This window comes from Bacillus sp. FSL P4-0248 (assembly GCF_038593305.1).
GTDB classification, from domain to species: domain Bacteria; phylum Bacillota; class Bacilli; order Bacillales; family Bacillaceae; genus Bacillus; species Bacillus safensis.
On record NZ_CP151983.1, the window covers coordinates 229,573 to 249,960 of the forward strand.

Below are 20,388 nucleotides of genomic sequence, written 5' to 3' on the forward strand. Positions count from 1 at the left end.
TTTTTTATTTCCCTCATCTTTAGACAGATTTTTGGGGGTGATAGGTCTCAATGATTTGAATGGCGTCAACAATCTGTTCTTTAGAATAGTCTCCAATCAAACAAAAGGTTTCATCTTTACGTGCCGCATGGTTTGCTACCGTAAGTGCCGCTTCTTCCAGTTGAGTTGTCATACCAAGATCGCGCATATTTCTAGGTAATCCGAGAGTTTGGTAGAGTTCAAGTAATTCCTCAACCTCGGACATTCGGTTTTCTGCGGCAAGCTGGACGAGGATGCCATAAGCTACTTTTTGTCCATGTAACACATGATGCGTTTCTTCAATAAATGTCAATCCATTATGAACGGCATGGGCTCCTGCCATTCTTCCATAGCGTCCCCCATAGCCGCCGACTGTTCCTGCTAACGTAATAATCGTATCTGTCACATCTGCGAATGCTTGTGAAAGCTGACCTGTTTTTAAGCTGTTGACAGCTTCTTCACTATGAGAAAGAAGAATGTCTCGAACATATACCGCCTGCTTTAGTGCTGCATGTACCATGAGCGGCAAGGCGCCTTTTGTGTTACGAATAATCGCTTCTGCTTCATACCATTTTGCCAGCGTATCACCAATTCCGCTTTGAAGATAGGAAAGAGGAGAGGAAAGCAAAAAAGTATGATCAATTAAGGTGAGGTAGCTGGATCGTTTATGATAATCAACTCTCATGAAGTTTCCTTTGTCATCATAAATGACGCTGAGAGGTGTAGACGCAGCACATGTGCCGGGAATCGTTGGCACCATGATGACTTCGATTTGAAGAACGTCTGCAACTGATTTTGCGGTATCTAAAATCGTTCCGCCCCCGATGCCGATGATCACATCTGACCCGTTAAGCTCTTCTGCGATCTGTGTGACCGCATTAGGTGAACTGTATCCTTTGTGCTGAATGAAAGGCCACTCGGACGGCAGCTTTGTGTATTGTGAAAAAGCTTGGTATGAATCATATCCTGTCACTACAGCAGGTGACTGAAAAGGAGAAACAAGGGATTCAAGTTCATGATAGATTCCTTTTTGAGAAATAAATTGGTTAGGGCCGCTTCTGACAATATCTTCTGGCTGGATCATGGATCATTGCTCCTTTACACATCATATTGTTCATAAATCATCTCATTTTACAGAAAGTTCTGTCAAATATTCTAATATATGAGAAGAAAGGCCCTTCCGTTTTATGGAATTGAGCCGCCGACATTGCCTTTAGGTATGTATTTCCTGTATGATAAAGAATGGTATGTTTTGATTAAATTTAAGAGGTGTTTATATAGATGGAAAAACAATATCGCGTTTTACTTTACTATCAATATGTCCCCATTGAGGACCCAGAGACGTTTACAGCAGAGCATTTAGCATTCTGTAAGGAGCTTGGTTTGTTAGGCCGTATCCTCGTATCAGCAGAAGGCTTGAACGGAACGGTTTCTGGAACTATTGAGCAAACGGACAAGTACATGCAAGCGTTAAAAGAAGATCCGCGCTTTGCGTCTATGCCGATCAAAATTGACGAAGCAGATGGTCATGCGTTTAAAAAAATGCACGTCCGTCATCGGAATGAACTAGTGAACCTCAGCCTTGAGGATGATGTGAATCCGTTGGAATTAACGGGGAAACATCTTAGCCCGGTTGAATTTTACGAGCAAATGCAATCACCTGATACTGTTGTGATTGATGCGCGTAATGATTACGAGTTTGATGTTGGTCACTTCAGAGGGGCAGTTCGTCCTGATATTGAGACATTCCGTGAATTACCTGAGTGGATTCGTGACAATAAAGAGATTCTTGAAGGCAAAAAAATCCTGACTTATTGCACAGGCGGCGTACGCTGTGAGAAGTTTTCAGGCTGGTTAAAGCGTGAAGGCTTTGAAGATGTCTCTCAGCTTGACGGCGGAATTGTCACTTACGGAAAAGACCCAGAAGTACAAGGGAAGCTATGGGACGGTCAATGCTATGTGTTTGATAATCGCTTAACAGTACCAGTGAATCAAACAGAGCATGTGGTTGTCGGAAAAGATTTCTTCACTGGTGAGCCTTGCGAGCGTTATGTGAACTGTGCGAACCCTGCATGTAACCGTAAGATGATTGCCACTGAAGAGAGTGAGCATAAGTATATGCGCAGCTGCAGTCATGAATGCCGCACAAGTGAACGGAACCTGTATGTGAAACAGCACAATTTATCTGAAGAAGAAGTTCAAGAAAGACTAGCTGTTATTGAAAAAGAACAAGCGATTTCACAAGGATAGAGGGAACCCCCCTTTATCCTTTTTTCCTTTACATGGCGTGGGTTAGAAGGGAGAGGAAGTCATTTCCTCTATCTTTTTTGTTTTGTTTTTTTCAAAATAAGGGTAAAGGTAGTTATTCAGTCTAATAGATTGAACAGGTGAAAAAGCGCTTTCTTTTGAAATAAGCATGTTCGACTATTTCAGAAAATGAAGAATTGAGAGATAATATAACAGGCGAAAAAATGAACAAGAGTAAAGGTTCATTAGAAGAAATATTTGCCAGTAAAATGAAAAGTGAGCTGCTTTGAAAGAAAGACGCTTGCTTGACACATGCTCTGTATTTTAATCGAAAGGTGTTATGAACATGAATCATTTGCATCGTAGGATGGGAACTTTCGCTTTAATGATGGTAGGTCTTGGCTCAATCATTGGTTCAGGATGGCTCTTCGGTGCTTGGCGTGCGGCTCAAATCGCCGGCCCTGCTGCTATTTTATCCTGGTTGATTGGGATGGTTGTGATTTTATTTATCGCTTTGTCTTATAGTGAACTCGGATCGATGTTTCCAGAGGCAGGCGGAATGGTGAAATATACGCAATATTCACACGGATCTTTTATTGGGTTTATTGCAGCTTGGGCGAACTGGATCGCCATTGTCTCCGTGATACCAGTGGAGGCGGTTGCTTCCGTCCAGTACATGAGCTCATGGCCTTGGGAGTGGGCAAAGTGGACATCTCATTTGGTTACAAAAGGGGTATTGACGACAGAAGGTCTTATGGTTGCCAGTGTGCTGCTTGTGATTTACTTTCTGCTTAATTATTGGACAGTTGGGTTATTTTCAAAAGCAAATACATTCATTACCGTGTTTAAAATTGTCATTCCAGGATTAACAATTGGTGCGCTCTTATTCGTAGGTTTTCATAGTGAGAATTTTACTTCTGGAACAAGTATTGCCCCTAACGGCTGGGCGAGTGTGCTGACAGCTGTTGCGACATCTGGGATTGTGTTTGCCTTCAATGGCTTCCAAAGCCCGATTAACATGGCCGGTGAGGCAAAAAATCCAGGCCGGTCGATTCCAATTGCCATTGTCGGATCGATTTTCATTGCGACTGTGATTTATGTCCTTTTACAAGTCGCCTTTATCGGTGCTGTTGATCCATCTATGATCGTGAATGGATGGGGTCATTTGAATTTCAACTCGCCATTTGCGGACCTTGCCATTGCGCTTGGTATTAACTGGCTTGTTCTGATTTTATATGCGGATGCGTTTGTGTCGCCTTCTGGTACGGGAATTACGTATACCGCAACGACGTCTCGTATGATTTATGGAATGGAAAAAAACAAATACATGCCAAGTGTGCTTGGCCGTCTGCACCCTATTTACGGCGTGCCTCGTCCAGCAATGTTTTTTAACTTAGCCGTATCGTTTATCTTTCTGTTTTTATTTAGAGGCTGGGGTGTACTTGCTGAAATTATCTCTGTCGCAACACTCATTTCTTATCTGACTGGACCAGTGACCGTCATGACGCTGAGAAAGACAGGGACAGATTTATATCGACCGCTTCGAATAAAAGGACTCAGCATCATTGCTCCTCTCGGTTTTGTCTTTGCCTCATTGACACTGTATTGGGCAAGATGGCCGTTAACAGGTCAGGTGCTGTTCATTATTCTCATTGGTCTTCCTATCTATTTTTACTATCAAGCAAAAGCGAAGTGGAAAGGCTTCGGCCGCAACTTTAAGGCGGGTGCTTGGATGGTTGTGTACCTGCTTGTGATGATGACGATTTCCTGTCTTGGCAGTGATAAATTCGGCGGTTATAACATCATTCATTATGGCTGGGACATGGCACTGATTACGGTGGTAGCTCTGCTATTTTATATGTGGGCACTCAAAAGTGGATATGAAACAGAGTTTTTAGAGGATGCGAAAAAAATCAATGATGAGCTGCGTGCTTCTCAGAAGGAAGCTGCAGCAACCAAAGAATAAAGAAACGGCTGCCTGAACACTCGGGGCAGCCGTTTTTATTTGGAGGAAAGGTGCATCACATGCCGTTTCAGCCAAGTGGTGACGCCGCGTAAAACGGCCGCTGTGACAAGTGAAATGAGCACATATCTCCAAAGCTGGCCTAAGCCTTGTCCACTCAGCCAGAATACGATGCCTAGAATGATGAGGGTAAACATGAGCAAGAATAAAAATGATGCAGACCAGAAAAAAGATTTCACAGAAGGTCACCTCCTCAGGAGTATTGTATGCAGGCAATTGAAGGAACAGACCATCTATGAAAGGGTAGAATCATGGTGAAATCTATTGCAAAAGTCAGATAAAAGCACCAAGTGATTTGACAATTGTGTTAAGATGAGAGCATATTTTGAGTAAAGTTGTTGGTCATAGACGGAGGTGTTTGGAAATGCAGATTCAAAAGGTTCTAAACAATAATGTCATTAGTGTCATAGATGAACATGGAAAAGAAATCGTCGTCATGGGCAGAGGCATCGCTTTCCAGCGACGTCCCGGGGACCCGGTGGACGAATCGTTGATTGATAAAGTCTTCCGCTTGGAGGATCATTCCGTTCACGAGCGGATGAAAATGCTGCTTCAAGAGGTTCCGTATGATGTGGTCAAGGTGACCGAGGAAATGATCCAATATGCACATACAAAGCTGAACCGAAGATTAAACGAAAGTCTGCATGTATCGCTGGCAGACCATATTCATTACGCCATCGAACGGCTGAAGAAAAATCATCTGATTGAGAATTCGCTTATTTGGGAGATTAAACGCTTATACAAAGATGAATTTCTTGTGGCAAAGGACTGTCTTGAGATGATTGAAGAGCGTCTTCATATTGAACTGCCTGAGGATGAAGCAGGTTTTATTGCCATGCATATCATTAACGCAGAGCTCAATGAGGATATGAATACGACGGTCAATATCACAAAGGAAGTTAATGCCATTCTCACCATTGTGAAATATCACCTCAACATGGAATTTGATGAGGACTCACTCAACTTCTATCGTTTTCTCACGCATTTGCGCTTTTTCGTCCAGCGTCTGATCAATGAAACACTCCTTGTCAGCGAAGATCAGGACTTATATCAGCTCATCAAAGTGAAATATCCGAAAGCATACGATTGCGCAAAGAAAATCGCAGAATATGTCTATCAAACCTATCACCGGGATCTCACATCAGAGGAGATGCTGTATCTATCAATTCATTTGAATCGACTGATCAAACGAGAAAAATAAAGATAGATTTTAAAAGAAAGCGTTGACATGAGAAAAGGTGAGTGGTACTATTTGCTCATAAACATAAAAGAATACGGTTTCACAATGATCGTCTTAGAGGATTGTGACTGTTCGGCAGGCAAAACCTAAACGTTCACTGAAAAAGCGCAACAGCAAGCTGCGACTATTTTTGGTGCCCGTTTAGGTTTTTATTTTGCCCAAAAACGTATTTTTTTGAAAAAAAGGGGGTTTTTGCATGAGTTATCGTCAATTAGCAGAAGACATTATCAAACACATTGGTACAGAGAAAAACGTTCATTCATTGGTGCATTGCGCCACAAGGCTTCGTTTCACCTTAAATGACAGATCAAAAGCAGATAAAGCGGCCATTGAAAAATTAAATGGCGTCGTTACCGTTATGGAAAGCGGCGGCCAATTTCAAGTGGTCATTGGCAATACCGTACCAGAGGTTTATCGAGAAATTGGAGAGTTTACGAATCTATTAGAGGATTCCGCTGCTTCATCTGCAAAATCAGGTGAAGAGAGCACAAGCCTTTTCGGGAAATTCGTCGACATTGTATCGGGGATTTTCACACCACTTCTCGGTGTCATGGCGGGTGCAGGTATTTTAAAAGGTCTCTTAGGCATCTGTATCAACGCAAAATGGTTATCTCCTGAAGATACGTCGTATCAAATTTTATTTGCTGCATCTGACAGCTTGTTCTACTTCCTGCCATTATTGCTCGCATTCACTTCTGCTAGGAAGTTTAAAGCGAATCCGTTTGTCGCTGTGACGATAGCAGGTGCACTGATTTACCCAACCATTCAAGAATTGTCAAAAGGCGGCGGAGATGTGTCATTCTTCGGGATTCCAGTCGTCTTAATGTCTTATACATCTACGGTCATCCCAATCATTTTGGCAGTGTTTGTCATGGGATATATCGAACGTTTCTTTAACAAAGTCATTCATGAAAGTGTCAAAAACTTTATTACTCCACTGATTTTGCTTGTCACGGTTGTTCCGCTGACACTCATCGTATTTGGACCATTTGGTGTGTATGCAGGGAATGGCATTGCAGCTGTTTTGCTGAAAGTATTCTCCTTTAGTCCTACACTTGCAGGTGCTTTAATTGCGATGGCTTGGCAGATTCTTGTCATCTTCGGTATCCATTGGGGACTTGTGCCAGTGATTTTAAATAATATCGCAGTCCATGGGAAAGATCATATCAAGCCGGCCACTGCGCCAGCTGTATTCTCACAAGCCGGTGCTTCAATCGGTGTTATGCTGAAAACAAAGAATAAAAAACTGAAATCACTGGCTGGATCGACAGCAGTTTCTGCTGTGTTTGGGATCACAGAGCCAGCTGTATACGGGGTCACACTTCGTTTGAAAAAACCATTTATTGCAGCTGTTATCTCTGCTGGGGTCGGCGGTGCGATTATCGGTTATTCACAAAGTATTGCAATTGCGTCAGGCCTTCCAAGTTTACTGACACTGCCGATTTTCTACGGTCAAGGATTTACAGGGTTCATCATCGGTATCTCGGTCTCGTTCGTCCTTTCGATCATCTTAACTTATTTGATTGGATTTAAAGATCCAGTAGATGAAGATGAAACGCCGGCCGCTTCTGCACCGGTAATTGAAAACGAACATGGGGTCAAAGCAGCTCATGTGAAAAGTCCTTTAAAGGGCGAGGTCATCAAGCTGGAGGAAGTGCAGGATAAAGCATTCTCATCTGGTGCATTAGGAAAGGGCGCAGCCATCATTCCATCAGAAGGAAAGCTGTTTGCACCAGTATCAGGAGTTGTGACAACGGTGTTCCCAACAGGCCATGCGTATGGTCTAACTTCTGAAAGCGGAGCAGAAGTACTCATTCACATTGGACTGGATACCGTACAATTAGGTGGAAAGCATTTTACCCCGAAGGTTGTTCAGGGGCAAACCATCACAGAAGGCGAACTGCTTGCTGAGTTTGACATAGAAGCCATCCAAGCTTCAGGCCTGTCAGTCACAACACCCGTTATTATTACCAATTCAGGTGAGTTTAGCGATATTATTGAAACAGAAGAGAAACAAATCACACCAGGGCAATCATTTTTACATCTAGTTTAATCAAAAGGAGGAAGAAATCATGAGATATTCAACACTAGCATCATTTCCAAAAGACTTTTTCTGGGGCGGATCTACTTCCGCCTATCAGGTAGAAGGTGCGTGGAATGAGGATGGCAAGGGGCCTTCTGTCATTGACATGAGAGCAAGTTATCCTGAAGGGACAACGGATTTTAAAGTCGCAAGCGATCACTATCACCGTTATAAAGAGGATGTGAAGATGTTTGCGGAAATGGGCTTGAAGGCTTATCGCTTTTCCATTGCGTGGACACGGATCATTCCAGATGGAGATGGGGAGATCAATCAAAAGGGGATTGAATTCTATCATTCACTCATCGATGAATTGCGCCGCTATGGCATTGAACCAATCGTGACAATGTATCATTTTGATCTGCCTCATGCGCTTCAAGTAAAGGGCGGGTGGTCTAACCGCGGGACAGTGGATGCGTTTGAACGCTATGCAGAGGTGCTATTCAAGGAGTATGGTCAGAAGGTAAAAAATTGGCTGACCATTAATGAACAAAACATGATGATCTTACATGGATCAGCGCTCGGTACACTTGATCCAAATTTAGAAAATCCGAAAAAAGAACTGTATCAGCAGAATCATCATATGCTCGTTGCACAGGCAAAAGCCATGACGCTTTGTCATCAAATGCTGCCTGAAGCGAAAATTGGACCAGCGCCAAACATCGCGCTCATTTATCCGGCTTCTCCAAAGCCTGAAGATGTGCTTGCTGCGGCGAATTACAATGCGATCCGAAACTGGCTTTATCTTGATATGGCGGTGTTCGGCCGTTATAACAACCTTGCTTGGGCGTACATGAAAGAAAAAGACATTCTTCCTGTCATCGAAGAGGGAGATATGGATATATTGAAAAGCGCGAAGCCAGACTTCATTGCCTTTAACTACTACACTTCTCAAACGGTTGAAGCGAGTAAAGGAGATGGCAACGACGAATTTGCACGCGGCGGAGATCAGCATTTGAAATCCGGTGAAGATGGGGTCTACAAAGGCGGCAACAACCCGTTCTTAAGTAAAAATGCGTTTGGCTGGGAGATTGACCCTGTCGGCTTCCGTTCAACGATGCGGGAGATTTATGACCGCTATCAGCTGCCGCTTATTATCACGGAAAACGGATTGGGTGCTTTCGACAAGTTAGAAGAAGATGGTTCAATCCAAGATGATTATCGAATTGATTATTTAGAAAAACATATTGAACAAATCAAATGGGCGATCACAGACGGCGTCGAGGTATTCGGATACTGCCCGTGGTCAGCCATCGACTTAATCAGCACACACCAAGGATGCTCCAAGCGCTACGGGTTCATCTACGTCAATCGCGACGAATTTGACCTAAAAGATCTCAAAAGAATTCGCAAAAAGAGCTCTTATTGGTATGAAACATTGATTCAGCAAAATGGAGAGAACATCGGGAAGTAAATGATGAAAAAGCCAATCACCTTATGCGGGTGGTTGGCTTTTTTTCTTCGTTCACTTTATTGGCAAGATCATATTGTTCGAGTTGTTCTAACATGATAGTCTGATGATATATTGTAAAAATTGGATAAAAATCCATTATCAGAAAGGGGTTGTTTATATGATGACGATTTTTTTTATGTTCTTCACATTGTTTTTGATTTTTTATGGTTTGAATTATATAGGACAGAAATTAATTGCGAAGGAATATCCAATGAACCATGGATTGATTGTGACGCTGTCAGCTGTGGAAGGTATTCTTGTTTTCGTCATTGTTGGTGTGAATGCGAAATTTCCGTTTTTATTTACAGTACTTATGTCTGTTCACATCTAACTCTCTACTATCATTATACCCCGAATTTAATCTCATTTATAGACTGTTTCTCGCCCAGATCAGGCCGTATACTGTTATACGCAAGTCAAAAACGATAAGGGGTGTGGCTGTATGAATGACAAGCAAAAGGTGTTAGATCCCGGGCCGTTTTTTCATGGGACAAAAGCGGAATTGAAGATTGGAGATCTGCTTGAACCGCTTTATTTATCCAATTATCAGGATAAAAAATCGAACCATATCTATTTCACCGGAACACTAAACGCGGCCAAATGGGGTGCTGAATTAGCTAGGTCTGATGCGAAAGAAAGAATTTATATTGTAGAACCGTTAGGCGATTTTGAAAATGATCCAAATGTGACTGACAAAAGATTTCCCGGCAACCCAACACGTTCTTATCGATCGAAATCTCCGTTGAAAATAGTCGCAGAATTAGGTTCATGGGAAAGACATTCCGATGAAGAAATCAATCATATGCTGAGCTCCTTAAAAAAATTAAGTGAAGAAGGAAAAAATGTCATCTACGATTGATGACGTTTATCTCAATAACACAAAGGCCGCCTCATGAACTGGGCGGCCTTTTGTTTGATCTTATTGAAATAGCGCATCCATCAGCTCATTAAATGTTTTGGCTTGCTTGAGGGAGTGAATGCGGTCTGGATTGTCTAGTAAATCGACGGCCTGTTCAAAGAATTGGTTCATGCAGGCAGCGTCATCTTTATGAATCGCTAATAAAAAGACAAGTGATACTTGGTCTCCCTGCCAGTCAATTGGCTGTTTTAAGTGTGCGATGGCTACAGAGGAGGTGCCTTCATTTGTGATAAGCGGATGCGGCATTGCAATACCGCTGCCAAGATAGGTAGACGACATTTGCTCACGCTCAAACACCGAGGACCGAAAAGAAGACGATACTAGCTGATGCGCCTCTAAACGGCTGCATAATATATCTAATACCTCATCCTTGCTGCTTAGATCAGTATTCATGAAAGTCAATCGCTCTTGAAAAAACGCCATCAGCTCTTTTGAGGGTGCCCCGTGCCCATTTAATAAATGAATGACTTCATTCACACGCTGTATATCATGATGTTCAAAAAAGGCGCTGACCTGAATGACTGGTTTCCCCTTTGATGTGAGTGGAACGGTTGTGATGATGACGTCACACGGCAAAGAGGTGCTCATGAGATAATCCTGATAGGAATAGAGCTCAACGATGTCAAGCTCGTGCTGAAAGGCTGCCTTCAATTTAATTTCAAGCAGTCTGGCCGTCCCTAAACCAGATCCGCACACGATAATCGCTTTCTTTTTTTGCGAGGTATCGAGCTGACTTCTTTCAAATGAAGCAGCGATATGCAGGGCAACATATGCCGCTTCATCTTCATTTGGCGTCCGCACCAGCCGTAAGGCATTCAGCCCGCTGACAGCCAAATCAAACGGGTATGGATAGGACATTTTGATCTCATGCAAAAGCGGATTTTGTAATGATACGCCATATTGGATGCGATTTAATAACGGCTTCATATGAAGCATCAAGTCTTGCTGCAGGATGCTGTCATCAGCAAAACGATGGCCGCTTGTTTTTTCAATGTGCTGTAGAAAGACTGTAACCGCCTGTTGAACTTCCACTGTCGTCTGATGCTGGGCGGCTTCTTTCCACGTTTGGTTCGCCAATAGATGCATGACTAAGTAATCTGTTTCATCCTCTGATAAGGTCACATAAAAAGTGTCACTCACCTGCTGTATGATTTTTTGTGCAATTCTCATCAAAACGGGTGATCTTTGTGTGCGGACGCTACTGGCGGATATCCGCTGGTTTTTTCGTGTTTGCTGAATCGCAATGGCTAAGTGAATGACTAAATTTTTTAAGGCAATGTCTTTAATGAGCAATGACTCTTGATGCAGGTTCGTCAACACAATAGATCGAATGGTTTCAAGAGATATATCAGGAAAATGGAGCTGCTCCCGCTCGGTGATATGAGAGAGAGCAGGCTCTTCTTCAAGAAGTAAGTCTGCATAGCACGTTCTTTTTTGCAGCTCATCTCCTTCAATCTTTAAGCCAAATCCAGGCTTTGACACAAGGGTCATGCCGTAACGGGCTAACATCTCTCGTCCTTTTTTTAAATCACTGCTGACCGTCATGCGGCTGATAAACAGTTCTTCAGCCAGCTGGTCAATTTTTAAGTAATCTGATTGAAGCAGCAGCTTTCTCATCATAAATCGTACACGCTCTTCTGGCATGACGGGGACAAGAGAACGGGCAGGAAGCTTTTGCTGATGAAGCCAAAGTAAGAAAGCGTCTTGATCACTCGTTAAAAGAGTATATCCCTTTCCTCGGATCGTTTTAATCATAGCCCCGGCTTCCTTTAAATACTCATTTGCTTCCTTGATTAAATTGCGGATAGAGCGGTCAGATAAGCGAAAAGAGGCAGTGAGCTCCTCCAGCTTCACGAACCCCTTCGTTTCAAAAAGCCGCTGAATCAGCTGATAGGTTCGAGGATCTGCCGTCATCATCATTGCGCGGCTCCTTGCGCCTGTAAGGCATCAGTTCCAAGAGCGATGGCGCCCATTAAACCTGATAATCCATCAAAGGATGGTTTTGTGATGATTTCATGTAAAGGCTTTGGCAGCTGCAAATAGCCGTGAAGCCGTTTGTCTGTTTCATCAAGAATAAGCGGCAGCATAGCCGGCTGTTTCATCACGCCTCCACCTAGAATGATGCGTTCTGGTGAAAGGGTGAGCAGCAGGTTAGCAGTCATTTGCCCGAGATAGTAAGCATGAAGTGACCAAGCAGGATGATCCTCTGGCAGCATGGGTGCCAGTGTATGATAGCGTCCTTCTATGGCAGGTCCAGATGCCAGTCCCTCTAAACAGTCATGATGTATAGGGCAGCAGCCTCCGTAAGTGTCATGAGGATGCCGCTGTACGGTGATATGACCCATTTCTGGATGCAGCAATCCGTGAATCAGGCGATGTTCAATATAGGCACCGCCGCCTATTCCAGTCCCAACAGTAATATAGACCAAGGAGGCAGGCTTTTCTGCTTCAGTTGAAAAACGGGCTTCTCCGAGTGCTGCACAGTTTACATCGGTATCAAGCTTCATCGGGAGCCCAAGGGCTTGTTTTAAGGTAGAGAGGAAAGGGAATTGGCGCCAGGCTGTTTTTGGTGTGTCTAAAATCGTCCCGTAGCTTGGGCTTTGCTCTTTCACATCGACAGGCCCGAATGCCCCAATTCCAATGGCATCGACACGATGCTTTGTAAAGTAATCGATCACTTGCCGGCATGTTTCATCTGGATTCCCTGTTGTAAAGGAAGTCATGTGTTCAATCGTTCCATCTGTAGTTCCGTAGCCGCAGACAAATTTCGTTCCGCCTGCTTCAATGCCTCCAATTCGCATGATCAATGCCCTCCATTAAAGAGGGGCGGAATCCATTGGATCCCGCCCCTACATGTTCATTTTTTCTTTACAATGTAGGTTTGTACCTGACAAGGTGTAAGCGGTTCAATGTGTAATGATCCATGTTGTGCTTTGAGTATATGTCCTTCAGGTGTTTCTCCTAAATTCGCTGTTTCTCCGTGTTGTAGAGATGAACTATTGATTGAAGCGGCTGTTTGACGCGTTAAATATGGATTGAAGAGACGAATGACAATGCCTGTTCCGTGCTCTTCTTTTTTCAGAGCGCTTAGAATGGCTCCATCTGTCTCGATGTCAAGCAGGCTATAAGTAGATTGTAAGTCTTCTTTTTCATCTCGGAAAGAGAAAATTAAACGACCGTTTAAAAAGTCTGCCCGCTCGTAGCATTGAACAGGGGTGGTGTACCGTTTGGCAAGCTTCGCTAAGTGTCCCTCGCTGACTGCATCCTTGCTATAGTGCATACCAAATGTGAATGACAGTGCACCTTGCAGCTGAGCGTCAGGCGTATCCACAATTTTTTCCCCAGATGCGCGTCCTGGACGGTAAAGAAGGTTTTCTTTCCCCATTTTCCCGAAACAGCGGAAGAGCGTATATGCAATCGTTGTATAGCCTTCTCCTGTGATCTGATATTCTCTCACGCAGTCGGTCAACAGAGCGGCACCATATGCTTCATCACGAAGTGCAGCAAAGGATTGCATCGGTTCAATGGTGATCGGTTTTTCTTCCCAATGTTCATTGTTCCACCATTCAAGCTCTTGCGTCAGCTCTGTTGGGCGTTCGATTGTACCAAACTGTTGATCGCTCAGTGATACGTTTGATGCGATGCCTGTATCAAAAAGAACACGCAGGCGATGATCTAACGCATGGTTATCGACATTTACATGAAAACGGATGACAGCATCGTCTTTATTTAATGCCACCTTCGCTGTGATCGGAAGTGAAGTCGCAGCCGATTGCTGAGCGCGCGCCTCTAGGTCGTAAGGGACAGTGAGCTGAAGCTTGATGGTCAGCTCTTGCTGCAGGCCGCTTTTAGCCACTGAGATGTCTGCCGATGAAAGATCCTTGGATGACACATACAGGTCCTCACGAGGGGGTGAATAGTTGTAGGAATCCCCATCATCTCCGTTGTCTTCAAAGATCATTTGCTCAGAGAATGTCCGGCCAGTTTGCTTATCTGTGATGTCCAGTGATCCGTTGTCATTTGCCGCAATGCGGTAATACGTATTTTCAATCACTCGTCCTTCAGTTTGTTCCCATGCCGATTCGCTTGATTCATCGAAGACCATGCTGACCTGTGTATAACCAACTGATGGTAAGTCGATGGCTTCAATCAGCAGAATGGCTTTCCATACTTGCTTTGGCATGTACACTTTTTTACTTGGGTTAAGAGAAATTTGCTGTGCCAGCACATAATCTGTGACATCGGTTTTGCTTTTCACTGTGTACTGAAGCGTTCGTCCATTTGCATCCTTTAGCGTAAATGGACGTTCCGTGATAAAGGTTTCGGCTTCAATGACTTCAGAACGCTTTGAAGGCAGTGTATTGAACAACGTGAATGTGATTTCTTGCTCTGTTTGCAGTCGAATTGTGATGAGACGCATGTGCAAGTCCACAAGATTCTCGGCGATTTCCTTTGCCTGCTTGTAGCGGAAGAAGACATCTTGGTTTGTCGTGTCACTATTACAGCCGCCAATGCTGTCATGCGCTGCATTTTCAAACATGAGGTACCAAATATCACGAACCGTATCATGCGGATAGTCGTGTCCAAGCGAATAGCTGATCGTGAGGATGGGCTCCATCACATTCACGAGATAGTTTTCAATTTGGTTGTTTAAGATTTTTAAATCCGCTCGTGTTGAAAAGATAGATTTATGAATCCGCATATGCTTCGCATGAATGAGCTCTCCGTGTAATGTCTCGAAAGATGTCCGCTCTTTTTTTACTGCTGCAATATAATCTTCTAAGCTGCTGATTTGATAGTGGTGCTTGTCAAGTTCATTGGCTTTTTCTAATAAGTCAGGCAGGTTTTTACGGATGGGTGCTTGGTCAAAGCCATTCGGGAAATAGACATTCTTTGTGGTTGCCTTTGCTTGCAGCGCACCAATCTTTTCAGATAAAAAGGCTTGTAAGTCCTCATCCTTCTCAGGGATATTTCCACCGTAGTAGTAGCCGAATGGCAGATTCACAGCAAAGACTTCACTGCCGTCAGCACCGCGCCAATTGAATTCAGTATGGTTCGTCATATGGTCAGAAACGCCGCGCCAAAATGCCGTATCGACAATGCCGAAGCCGCGATAAATTTGAGGCATTTGTGCGGATTGACCGAAGGAATCAGGGACATAGCCGACTTTCATCACGTGGCCGAACTGCTGACAGCGTTCAATCCCATATTGCAGGTTCCGTACAATCGATTCTCCTGAAATGACGAGCTGGTCGGTTTGGGTATACCATGGGCCGATGATGAGACGTTTCGCTGTGACAAGCTTTTTGATTCGATTCTCATCCTCTGGACGCCATTTCAAATAATCATCTAATAAGGAAGCTTGGGCATCGAGCATGAAGTAATGGAACCTTTCATCTGTTTCAAGGGTATCTAAGATGTCCATTACGCTTTTCATTAAGTAAATACGGGAGCGGGAGGTGGTGAAATACCATTCCCGGTCCCAGTGAGTATGTGGAATCACATGTACATTGACAGTCATTGATCAACGACACCTTTCTTCGTTCAAATTATCCTTCTAGCACAAGGTCAAAATCGTCTTCTTCTTTCTGCTTCTGATCATGTTCCGGCGTTTTTGGCTCTTTTTTCTCAGAGAAATTCACAAGCAGGTTGGCGCCAATACCGATGACGAGTGCGCCAGTAAGGGCTCCGATTAAATAAGCCCACCAGTTTCCGACTGAGAAGAAGCCGTATAGCCCGCCAATTGGCGGCATGATGTCATGAACTCCTAATAATGCAGCGACCCCGCTTCCAGCAGCACATGCGACAACATTGAGCGGAATCAATTTCAAAGGATTGACGAGGGTAAAAGGGATCGCCCCTTCCGTAATACCGATAATCCCCATGACAAGGCCGCCTCGTCCGGCTTCTCTAAAGGTTGGGGAGAAGTTGCGTTTTCGAATCAATGTCGCAAGCCCGTATCCAAGCGGTGGAATGACAATCGCAATATTGACGAGAATGGCAGGGAGGTAGACACCTGATAGGAAGAGGGCGTTACCAGCCATCCACGCTGATTTATTCACCGGTCCGCCAAGATCGAATCCAATCATCGCCCCTAAAATGAGAGCGAGCGCGAGTGTGCTTGTTCCATCAGCGACCATACCTTTAATCCATTCAATTAATGCCGTGTTCAAAGCGCCTAATGGTCCGCCCAGCAGAACTGACATAAGAAGTCCGGTTAAGCCAACGGTAATGAGCGGCAGGATGAGCAGAGGGACGAGCCCGGCTGCAGAGCCTTGAATTTGAATTTTTCTTTTTACAAAAAGAGCAACATATCCTGCGAAGAAGCCTGCAATGACGGCACCAATAAATCCAGCATTGGTTGAGCTGGCGAGGGCACCGCCGATAAAACCGGCTGCAAGGCCTGATTTATCCGCTATGGAATAGGCGATAAATCCAGCAAGCAGGACGTTCATTAAGCCAATACCTGTCCAGCCGACCTGCTCCATTAAATAGGCGCCGTGCAGTATGCCGCCAGCTTCCTTATAGGGGTTTAAATCTGAAACGCCAAACCCTAATCCGACCAGTTTTGCTAAACCAACGATTAGTGAGGCGCCGATGATTACAGGAAGAATATAAGAAATACCGGTCATAAGATGGCCTTCAATGACTTTTAATTTTGCTTTCATTTTGCTTTGCTCCTTTCTATATGGCATTGCTCATGTTTATTGAGATTCAGACTTTTTCTTTTCAACAAGTTCTACAGCTTTGGTGATAATTTGCTCAGCATTTTTTAAGGCACGTCCGATCTCGACACGTACAGTGGGTATGCCTGAGAAGCGTTCCACATCGTTGATATGCTGATTTGAGGCAATGATGCATAGGTCTGCCTGCTGTGCTTCTTCTGCTGTAATGCCGTTCACCTGTCCCATAATCCCCTGCTGTTCGATTTTGATCTCGTGTCCGAGCTGTTTACCTGCATTTTCTAACGCTTTGGCTGCCATTGGAGTATGAGCTAACCCTGCTGGACATGAAGTGACACCGACAATTTTCATTGTGTAATCCCCTCTTTCAATTGTTGTTCAATGACGTCGTAATAGTAATCAGCTGTTTGACCTGGTTGAATCTTCTCGATAAAAGCAGGTTCCATTAGACTGGTCGCAATACCTGACAGTAATTTCAGATGTGTGACATTTGCTTCTTCTAGTGGAACGAGCAGTGTAAATAAATAGCTTGTGGGCAAATCGTCGAAGCTTCCCCATTCAATTGGTTGTTCAAGTTCTAAAAAAAGAAGTGAAGCCGTTTGTACAGCGGAGCTTTTTGTATGTGGAATGGCGAAGCCTTGCTGAAGTCCTGTTGAGACTTCGTCTTCGCGTGTCAACAAATCTGCTAATAGCCCCGCCTGATCGTTTGTAATCTGAAGGTCTTCAGCTTTCTCGGAAATGTATTGTAAAATCTCATTCTTTGATCGTCCGTTTACTTGTGTGAAAACATGATCTTTTTGGAACAAGCTGATCCCTTCTTTCTTGTTTGTTAAGCGCTTACAAGTTGATTGTAATGTACTTTTCCGCATGGTTAAATAGCATCATTTTCCGTTTGAAATGGCAAAAAGTTTATGAAGCTATCCGTCTTGCTGACTGAATATCTCAAATCCTAGCTTAAAACGAGTTTAATTATGTAAAAAACAGATTCTACTAAATGTATTTCTGTGATATTCTTCCAAGGTATCATAAAAGATAAGGGGGTCTTTTCATGTTCAAAAAGCAGGTCAAATCCTGTGTGATCGTACTCATGGCCATCATTCTATGTATGGCAGCATTACCTGGATACGAGGCAGCAGCTGCCACTCATGGAACAAGTGTCAATGAAGCCATTGGGTTAAAAAATGGTGAAGTCATCTCAGGTACATTACAGAACGAAAAGGAAGAGTCGTGGTATCAAATCACGCCATCTGCACAAGAGGTGGCAAAACATACACACATGCAAATTTCTGTGAAAAGTAAACAAGTGCTGTCCGTATCGGTCTATCCAAGCAAGGACAGAGCGATGAAGGATGACACATATTCAAGATATCGCGTGGACACAGCAAGCGGAGAGACAGAGATCAACTTCCCGCATGCATGGTCAGGACCCTATTATGTCAAAGTGCTCTACTTAGGTTCGGAGGAAGATAGCCGTGATGAGGAAGAGGATGCGGCATATACAATCGGATATAAAGGAGCTAACCTTCCGCCTTCTGAACCTGTTTTTCCTGAAGAAGATGAGCCTGAAATCATCATTATTGAGAAAAAATACGGGCGTGAAATTCTTCAATCGATTCGTACAATTGAAGATAAACGATTCAATGAAACGGCAGAAGGTCAAAAGCTTTCACGTCTGTTCCAAAAGACAAAGCCGTTTCTCAAATCAAAGCTCATCAAACATCAAAAAGAGCAGCAAAAGGTATACAACCATCTGCTCACATTAAAAACACTGCTAAGTGACGTAGAGAAAAATGGTGCATTTAGCGGTCATATCGTAACAGAAAAAGAACAACAGGCGATCGGGTCCCTTTTTGATATGCTCAAAGAAGCAAGTCCGGCATATTTAAAAAAGGAATTAGAAGCCGTCAGTCAAAAAATGGGCATCGATCAGCTTGAAGGAAAGTCAGTTGGTTATGTATTAGAGAAACAAAAGCTTGTAAAAGAAGAGAAGGTTAAAACGAATAAGATCATTTTTAAATTAAAGGATGGCCAAACACTTCAATCTGCGAAAAAGAAAATGAAAAGCTACGGCATCCAAGAAAACCGTGTGACCTCACAGTCAGTTAGTCCTTTATTCAAAGGAATGTATGTCTATGATGTGCCAGCCGGGCAAGAATCAGCTGGAAAGACACTAAAAGCAGGCAAAGCGGTCATCAAAAGCACGGCAAGAAAGCTCTCCAGCATGCCAAATGTTGAATTTGCAGAGCCTGTTCAAACCTATCGTGCGCTAAGCAGCGACGCGCAGTATGGTTATCAGTGGCCGCTGAAAAACAGTGCGCAAAACAGCGGGAAAAAAGGCGCTGACGTCAAATTTGAACAAATGAATACACTGATTGGCACAAGCAAAATGAAGCAGACATTAATTGCTGTTGTGGATACAGGTGTAGACAGCCGTTTGACAGATTTAAACGGGACTGTTCGTACAGACTTAGGTGCGAATCTCATTGGACGAAACAAAGATGCGATTGATGACAATGGACACGGTACGCATGTGGCAGGCATCATTGCCGCAAAATCCGATAATCATTACTCAATGGCAGGCCTTAACCAACATACGGGCATCATTCCGGTGAAGGTGCTGGATGCCTATGGCTTTGGCGATACAGAGCATATTGCACTTGGTATCAAACATGCAGTGGACAAAGGCGCAAAGGTGATCAACATGAGCCTTGGCGGCTATTACAGCAGAGTGATTGAATATGCAATGAAGTATGCTGCACAAAGAAATGTACTAGTGGTCGTGGCAAGTGGAAATGATGGCGTACCAGAAATGGGCTACCCTGCGACGTCAAAATACGCAATGGCGGTTGGCGCAAGCAACCGTATGGATATTGCCGCTGAGTTTTCAAGCTATGGCAAAGGACTGAGCATGTCAGCACCAGGGTCGGATATTCCGAGCCTCATGCCTGATGGGAATGTCTCATACCTTAGCGGGACATCAATGGCGACACCATATGTAGCAGCAGCAGCAGGGTTACTGCTTTCTAAAAATCCATCCTTAAAGCCAAATCAAGTGAGAAATCTTTTGCAAAGTACAGCAGATGACATCTCATTTAAATCGATTGATGGAAAAGACGACGTTTTCTATGATGAAAACGAGGAGCCAATTGTCGATCCGAAAATCCCAGGAATTGATTGGATGACAGGACATGGCAGACTGAATGCATTTGCTGCATTAAGTGCTGTCGAATTGAATGCATCAGTGAACAAAGTGGAAGATCAGCATCAAAAGGTGACAGGTAAAGCAAAAGCCGGTGCTGCTATTTCTGTGTATAGAGGCAAAACGCTGCTTGGAAAAGGCACAGCAGGCAAAAAAGGAACCTTTAGTGTGAAGATTAAGCATCAGAACAAAAACAAGGTCCTTCACATTAAAATGTCAAAAGGAAAGGCCGCTACGACGCTCAAAACCGTCGTGAAAAAAGGCAAAGCACCAGCTAAGCCGAAAGTGAGCAAAGTAACCATTAAAAGTAAAGCGGTCAAAGGGACTGCGGGTGCAGGCTTGACCATTAAAGTGAAAAACAAATCAAAGAAAGTCATCAAAACAGTCAAAACCAATAGCAAGGGCGCATTTACTGCCCAAATCAAGCCGCAAAAAGCCAAAACAGTTTTGTATGCGACCGCATCAGATGTGAGAAAAAGAGAAAGCAAAGCGGTAAAAGTGGTTGTGAAAAAATAAAAAAAGGACT

16 protein-coding genes are annotated in these 20,388 nt (G+C 43.7%); 8 read left to right on the forward strand and 8 right to left on the reverse strand.

The window, feature by feature from the left end:
- Positions 1-19: 19 nt before the first annotated feature.
- A complete protein-coding gene (locus NST65_RS01305) occupies positions 20-1,102 on the reverse strand; it encodes an iron-containing alcohol dehydrogenase family protein (RefSeq protein WP_098677750.1) in 1,083 nt (360 codons plus the stop codon).
- Positions 1,103-1,299: 197 nt separating this feature from the next.
- On the opposite strand from NST65_RS01305, the gene NST65_RS01310 reads away from it, so the two are divergent.
- On the forward strand, positions 1,300-2,268 hold the full coding sequence (locus NST65_RS01310; protein WP_039176148.1) for a rhodanese-related sulfurtransferase: 969 nt from the start codon (positions 1,300-1,302) through the stop codon (positions 2,266-2,268).
- Between the two features lie 343 nt (positions 2,269-2,611).
- Complete coding sequence (locus tag NST65_RS01315) at positions 2,612-4,231, forward strand: APC family permease (protein WP_034283122.1); 1,620 nt, start codon at positions 2,612-2,614, stop codon at positions 4,229-4,231.
- 35 nt (positions 4,232-4,266) lie between these two features.
- On the opposite strand, the gene NST65_RS01320 is transcribed toward NST65_RS01315, so the two are convergent.
- Entirely contained in the window at positions 4,267-4,467 is a 201-nt protein-coding gene (locus tag NST65_RS01320; protein WP_034283125.1) for a hypothetical protein, read from the reverse strand.
- Positions 4,468-4,652: 185 nt separating this feature from the next.
- Between NST65_RS01320 and NST65_RS01325 the strand changes: the two genes are divergently transcribed.
- The 5 genes from NST65_RS01325 to arr all read left to right on the forward strand — a co-directional run bounded on the left by NST65_RS01325 (position 4,653) and on the right by arr (position 9,920).
- Positions 4,653-5,489, forward strand: a complete 837-nt coding sequence (locus tag NST65_RS01325; protein ID WP_024424409.1) for a PRD domain-containing protein — start codon at positions 4,653-4,655, stop codon at positions 5,487-5,489.
- A gap of 235 nt (positions 5,490-5,724) precedes the next feature.
- The gene (locus tag NST65_RS01330) at positions 5,725-7,581 is read left to right on the forward strand and encodes a beta-glucoside-specific PTS transporter subunit IIABC (protein WP_098677752.1); all 1,857 of its coding nucleotides are present in this window, start codon (positions 5,725-5,727) and stop codon (positions 7,579-7,581) included.
- Positions 7,582-7,600: 19 nt separating this feature from the next.
- Positions 7,601-9,022 (forward strand): glycoside hydrolase family 1 protein, encoded by a 1,422-nt coding sequence (locus NST65_RS01335; RefSeq protein ID WP_065215394.1) that lies wholly within the window; start codon positions 7,601-7,603, stop codon positions 9,020-9,022.
- Positions 9,023-9,179: 157 nt separating this feature from the next.
- A complete protein-coding gene (locus tag NST65_RS01340; protein WP_024427440.1) occupies positions 9,180-9,392 on the forward strand; it encodes a hypothetical protein in 213 nt (70 codons plus the stop codon).
- 111 nt (positions 9,393-9,503) lie between these two features.
- A complete protein-coding gene (arr, locus tag NST65_RS01345; RefSeq protein ID WP_034283133.1) occupies positions 9,504-9,920 on the forward strand; it encodes an NAD(+)--rifampin ADP-ribosyltransferase in 417 nt (138 codons plus the stop codon).
- 60 nt (positions 9,921-9,980) lie between these two features.
- On the opposite strand, the gene NST65_RS01350 is transcribed toward arr, so the two are convergent.
- From NST65_RS01350 to NST65_RS01375, 6 genes are read right to left on the reverse strand one after another with little or no spacing between them, the layout of a single operon-like run.
- On the reverse strand, positions 9,981-11,900 hold the full coding sequence (locus NST65_RS01350; RefSeq protein WP_065215393.1) for a PTS sugar transporter subunit IIA: 1,920 nt from the start codon (positions 11,898-11,900) through the stop codon (positions 9,981-9,983).
- Entirely contained in the window at positions 11,897-12,781 is an 885-nt protein-coding gene (locus NST65_RS01355) for an ROK family protein (protein ID WP_111927587.1), read from the reverse strand. The genes NST65_RS01350 and NST65_RS01355 overlap by 4 nt, the downstream gene beginning before the upstream one ends.
- A gap of 56 nt (positions 12,782-12,837) precedes the next feature.
- On the reverse strand, positions 12,838-15,501 hold the full coding sequence (mngB, locus tag NST65_RS01360; protein WP_111927586.1) for a mannosylglycerate hydrolase: 2,664 nt from the start codon (positions 15,499-15,501) through the stop codon (positions 12,838-12,840).
- Between the two features lie 28 nt (positions 15,502-15,529).
- Positions 15,530-16,648: a PTS fructose transporter subunit IIC gene (locus NST65_RS01365; RefSeq protein WP_046313686.1), complete on the reverse strand. Its 1,119-nt coding sequence runs from the start codon at positions 16,646-16,648 to the stop codon at positions 15,530-15,532.
- 36 nt (positions 16,649-16,684) lie between these two features.
- A complete protein-coding gene (locus tag NST65_RS01370; RefSeq protein WP_061110439.1) occupies positions 16,685-17,014 on the reverse strand; it encodes a fructose PTS transporter subunit IIB in 330 nt (109 codons plus the stop codon).
- Positions 17,011-17,532 carry a PTS sugar transporter subunit IIA gene (locus tag NST65_RS01375; RefSeq protein ID WP_244858622.1) on the reverse strand — a complete coding sequence of 174 codons (522 nt, stop codon included), beginning with the start codon at positions 17,530-17,532 and terminating at the stop codon, positions 17,011-17,013. Before NST65_RS01375 ends, NST65_RS01370 begins: the two co-directional genes overlap by 4 nt.
- A 179-nt stretch (positions 17,533-17,711) precedes the next feature.
- Here NST65_RS01375 and NST65_RS01380 point away from each other — a divergent pair, with 179 nt between their 5' ends.
- Positions 17,712-20,378 (forward strand): S8 family peptidase, encoded by a 2,667-nt coding sequence (locus tag NST65_RS01380; RefSeq protein WP_111927585.1) that lies wholly within the window; start codon positions 17,712-17,714, stop codon positions 20,376-20,378.
- Positions 20,379-20,388 lie beyond the last annotated feature (10 nt).

Excerpts from the sequence above, each read along its gene's own strand:
- NST65_RS01305 (WP_098677750.1), bottom strand. The coding sequence starts at position 1,102 with ATGATCCAGCCAGAAGATATTGTCAGAAGCGGCCCTAACCAATTTATT.
- NST65_RS01310 (WP_039176148.1), top strand. The coding sequence starts at position 1,300 with ATGGAAAAACAATATCGCGTTTTACTTTACTATCAATATGTCCCCATT.
- NST65_RS01315 (WP_034283122.1), top strand. The coding sequence starts at position 2,612 with ATGAATCATTTGCATCGTAGGATGGGAACTTTCGCTTTAATGATGGTA.
- NST65_RS01325 (WP_024424409.1), top strand. The coding sequence starts at position 4,653 with ATGCAGATTCAAAAGGTTCTAAACAATAATGTCATTAGTGTCATAGAT.
- NST65_RS01330 (WP_098677752.1), top strand. The coding sequence starts at position 5,725 with ATGAGTTATCGTCAATTAGCAGAAGACATTATCAAACACATTGGTACA.
- NST65_RS01335 (WP_065215394.1), top strand. The coding sequence starts at position 7,601 with ATGAGATATTCAACACTAGCATCATTTCCAAAAGACTTTTTCTGGGGC.
- NST65_RS01340 (WP_024427440.1), top strand. The coding sequence starts at position 9,180 with ATGATGACGATTTTTTTTATGTTCTTCACATTGTTTTTGATTTTTTAT.
- arr (WP_034283133.1), top strand. The coding sequence starts at position 9,504 with ATGAATGACAAGCAAAAGGTGTTAGATCCCGGGCCGTTTTTTCATGGG.
- NST65_RS01350 (WP_065215393.1), bottom strand. The coding sequence starts at position 11,900 with ATGATGATGACGGCAGATCCTCGAACCTATCAGCTGATTCAGCGGCTT.
- NST65_RS01355 (WP_111927587.1), bottom strand. The coding sequence starts at position 12,781 with ATGCGAATTGGAGGCATTGAAGCAGGCGGAACGAAATTTGTCTGCGGC.
- mngB (WP_111927586.1), bottom strand. The coding sequence starts at position 15,501 with ATGACTGTCAATGTACATGTGATTCCACATACTCACTGGGACCGGGAA.
- NST65_RS01365 (WP_046313686.1), bottom strand. The coding sequence starts at position 16,648 with ATGAAAGCAAAATTAAAAGTCATTGAAGGCCATCTTATGACCGGTATT.
- NST65_RS01370 (WP_061110439.1), bottom strand. The coding sequence starts at position 17,014 with ATGAAAATTGTCGGTGTCACTTCATGTCCAGCAGGGTTAGCTCATACT.
- NST65_RS01375 (WP_244858622.1), bottom strand. The coding sequence starts at position 17,532 with ATGCGGAAAAGTACATTACAATCAACTTGTAAGCGCTTAACAAACAAG.
- NST65_RS01380 (WP_111927585.1), top strand. The coding sequence starts at position 17,712 with ATGTTCAAAAAGCAGGTCAAATCCTGTGTGATCGTACTCATGGCCATC.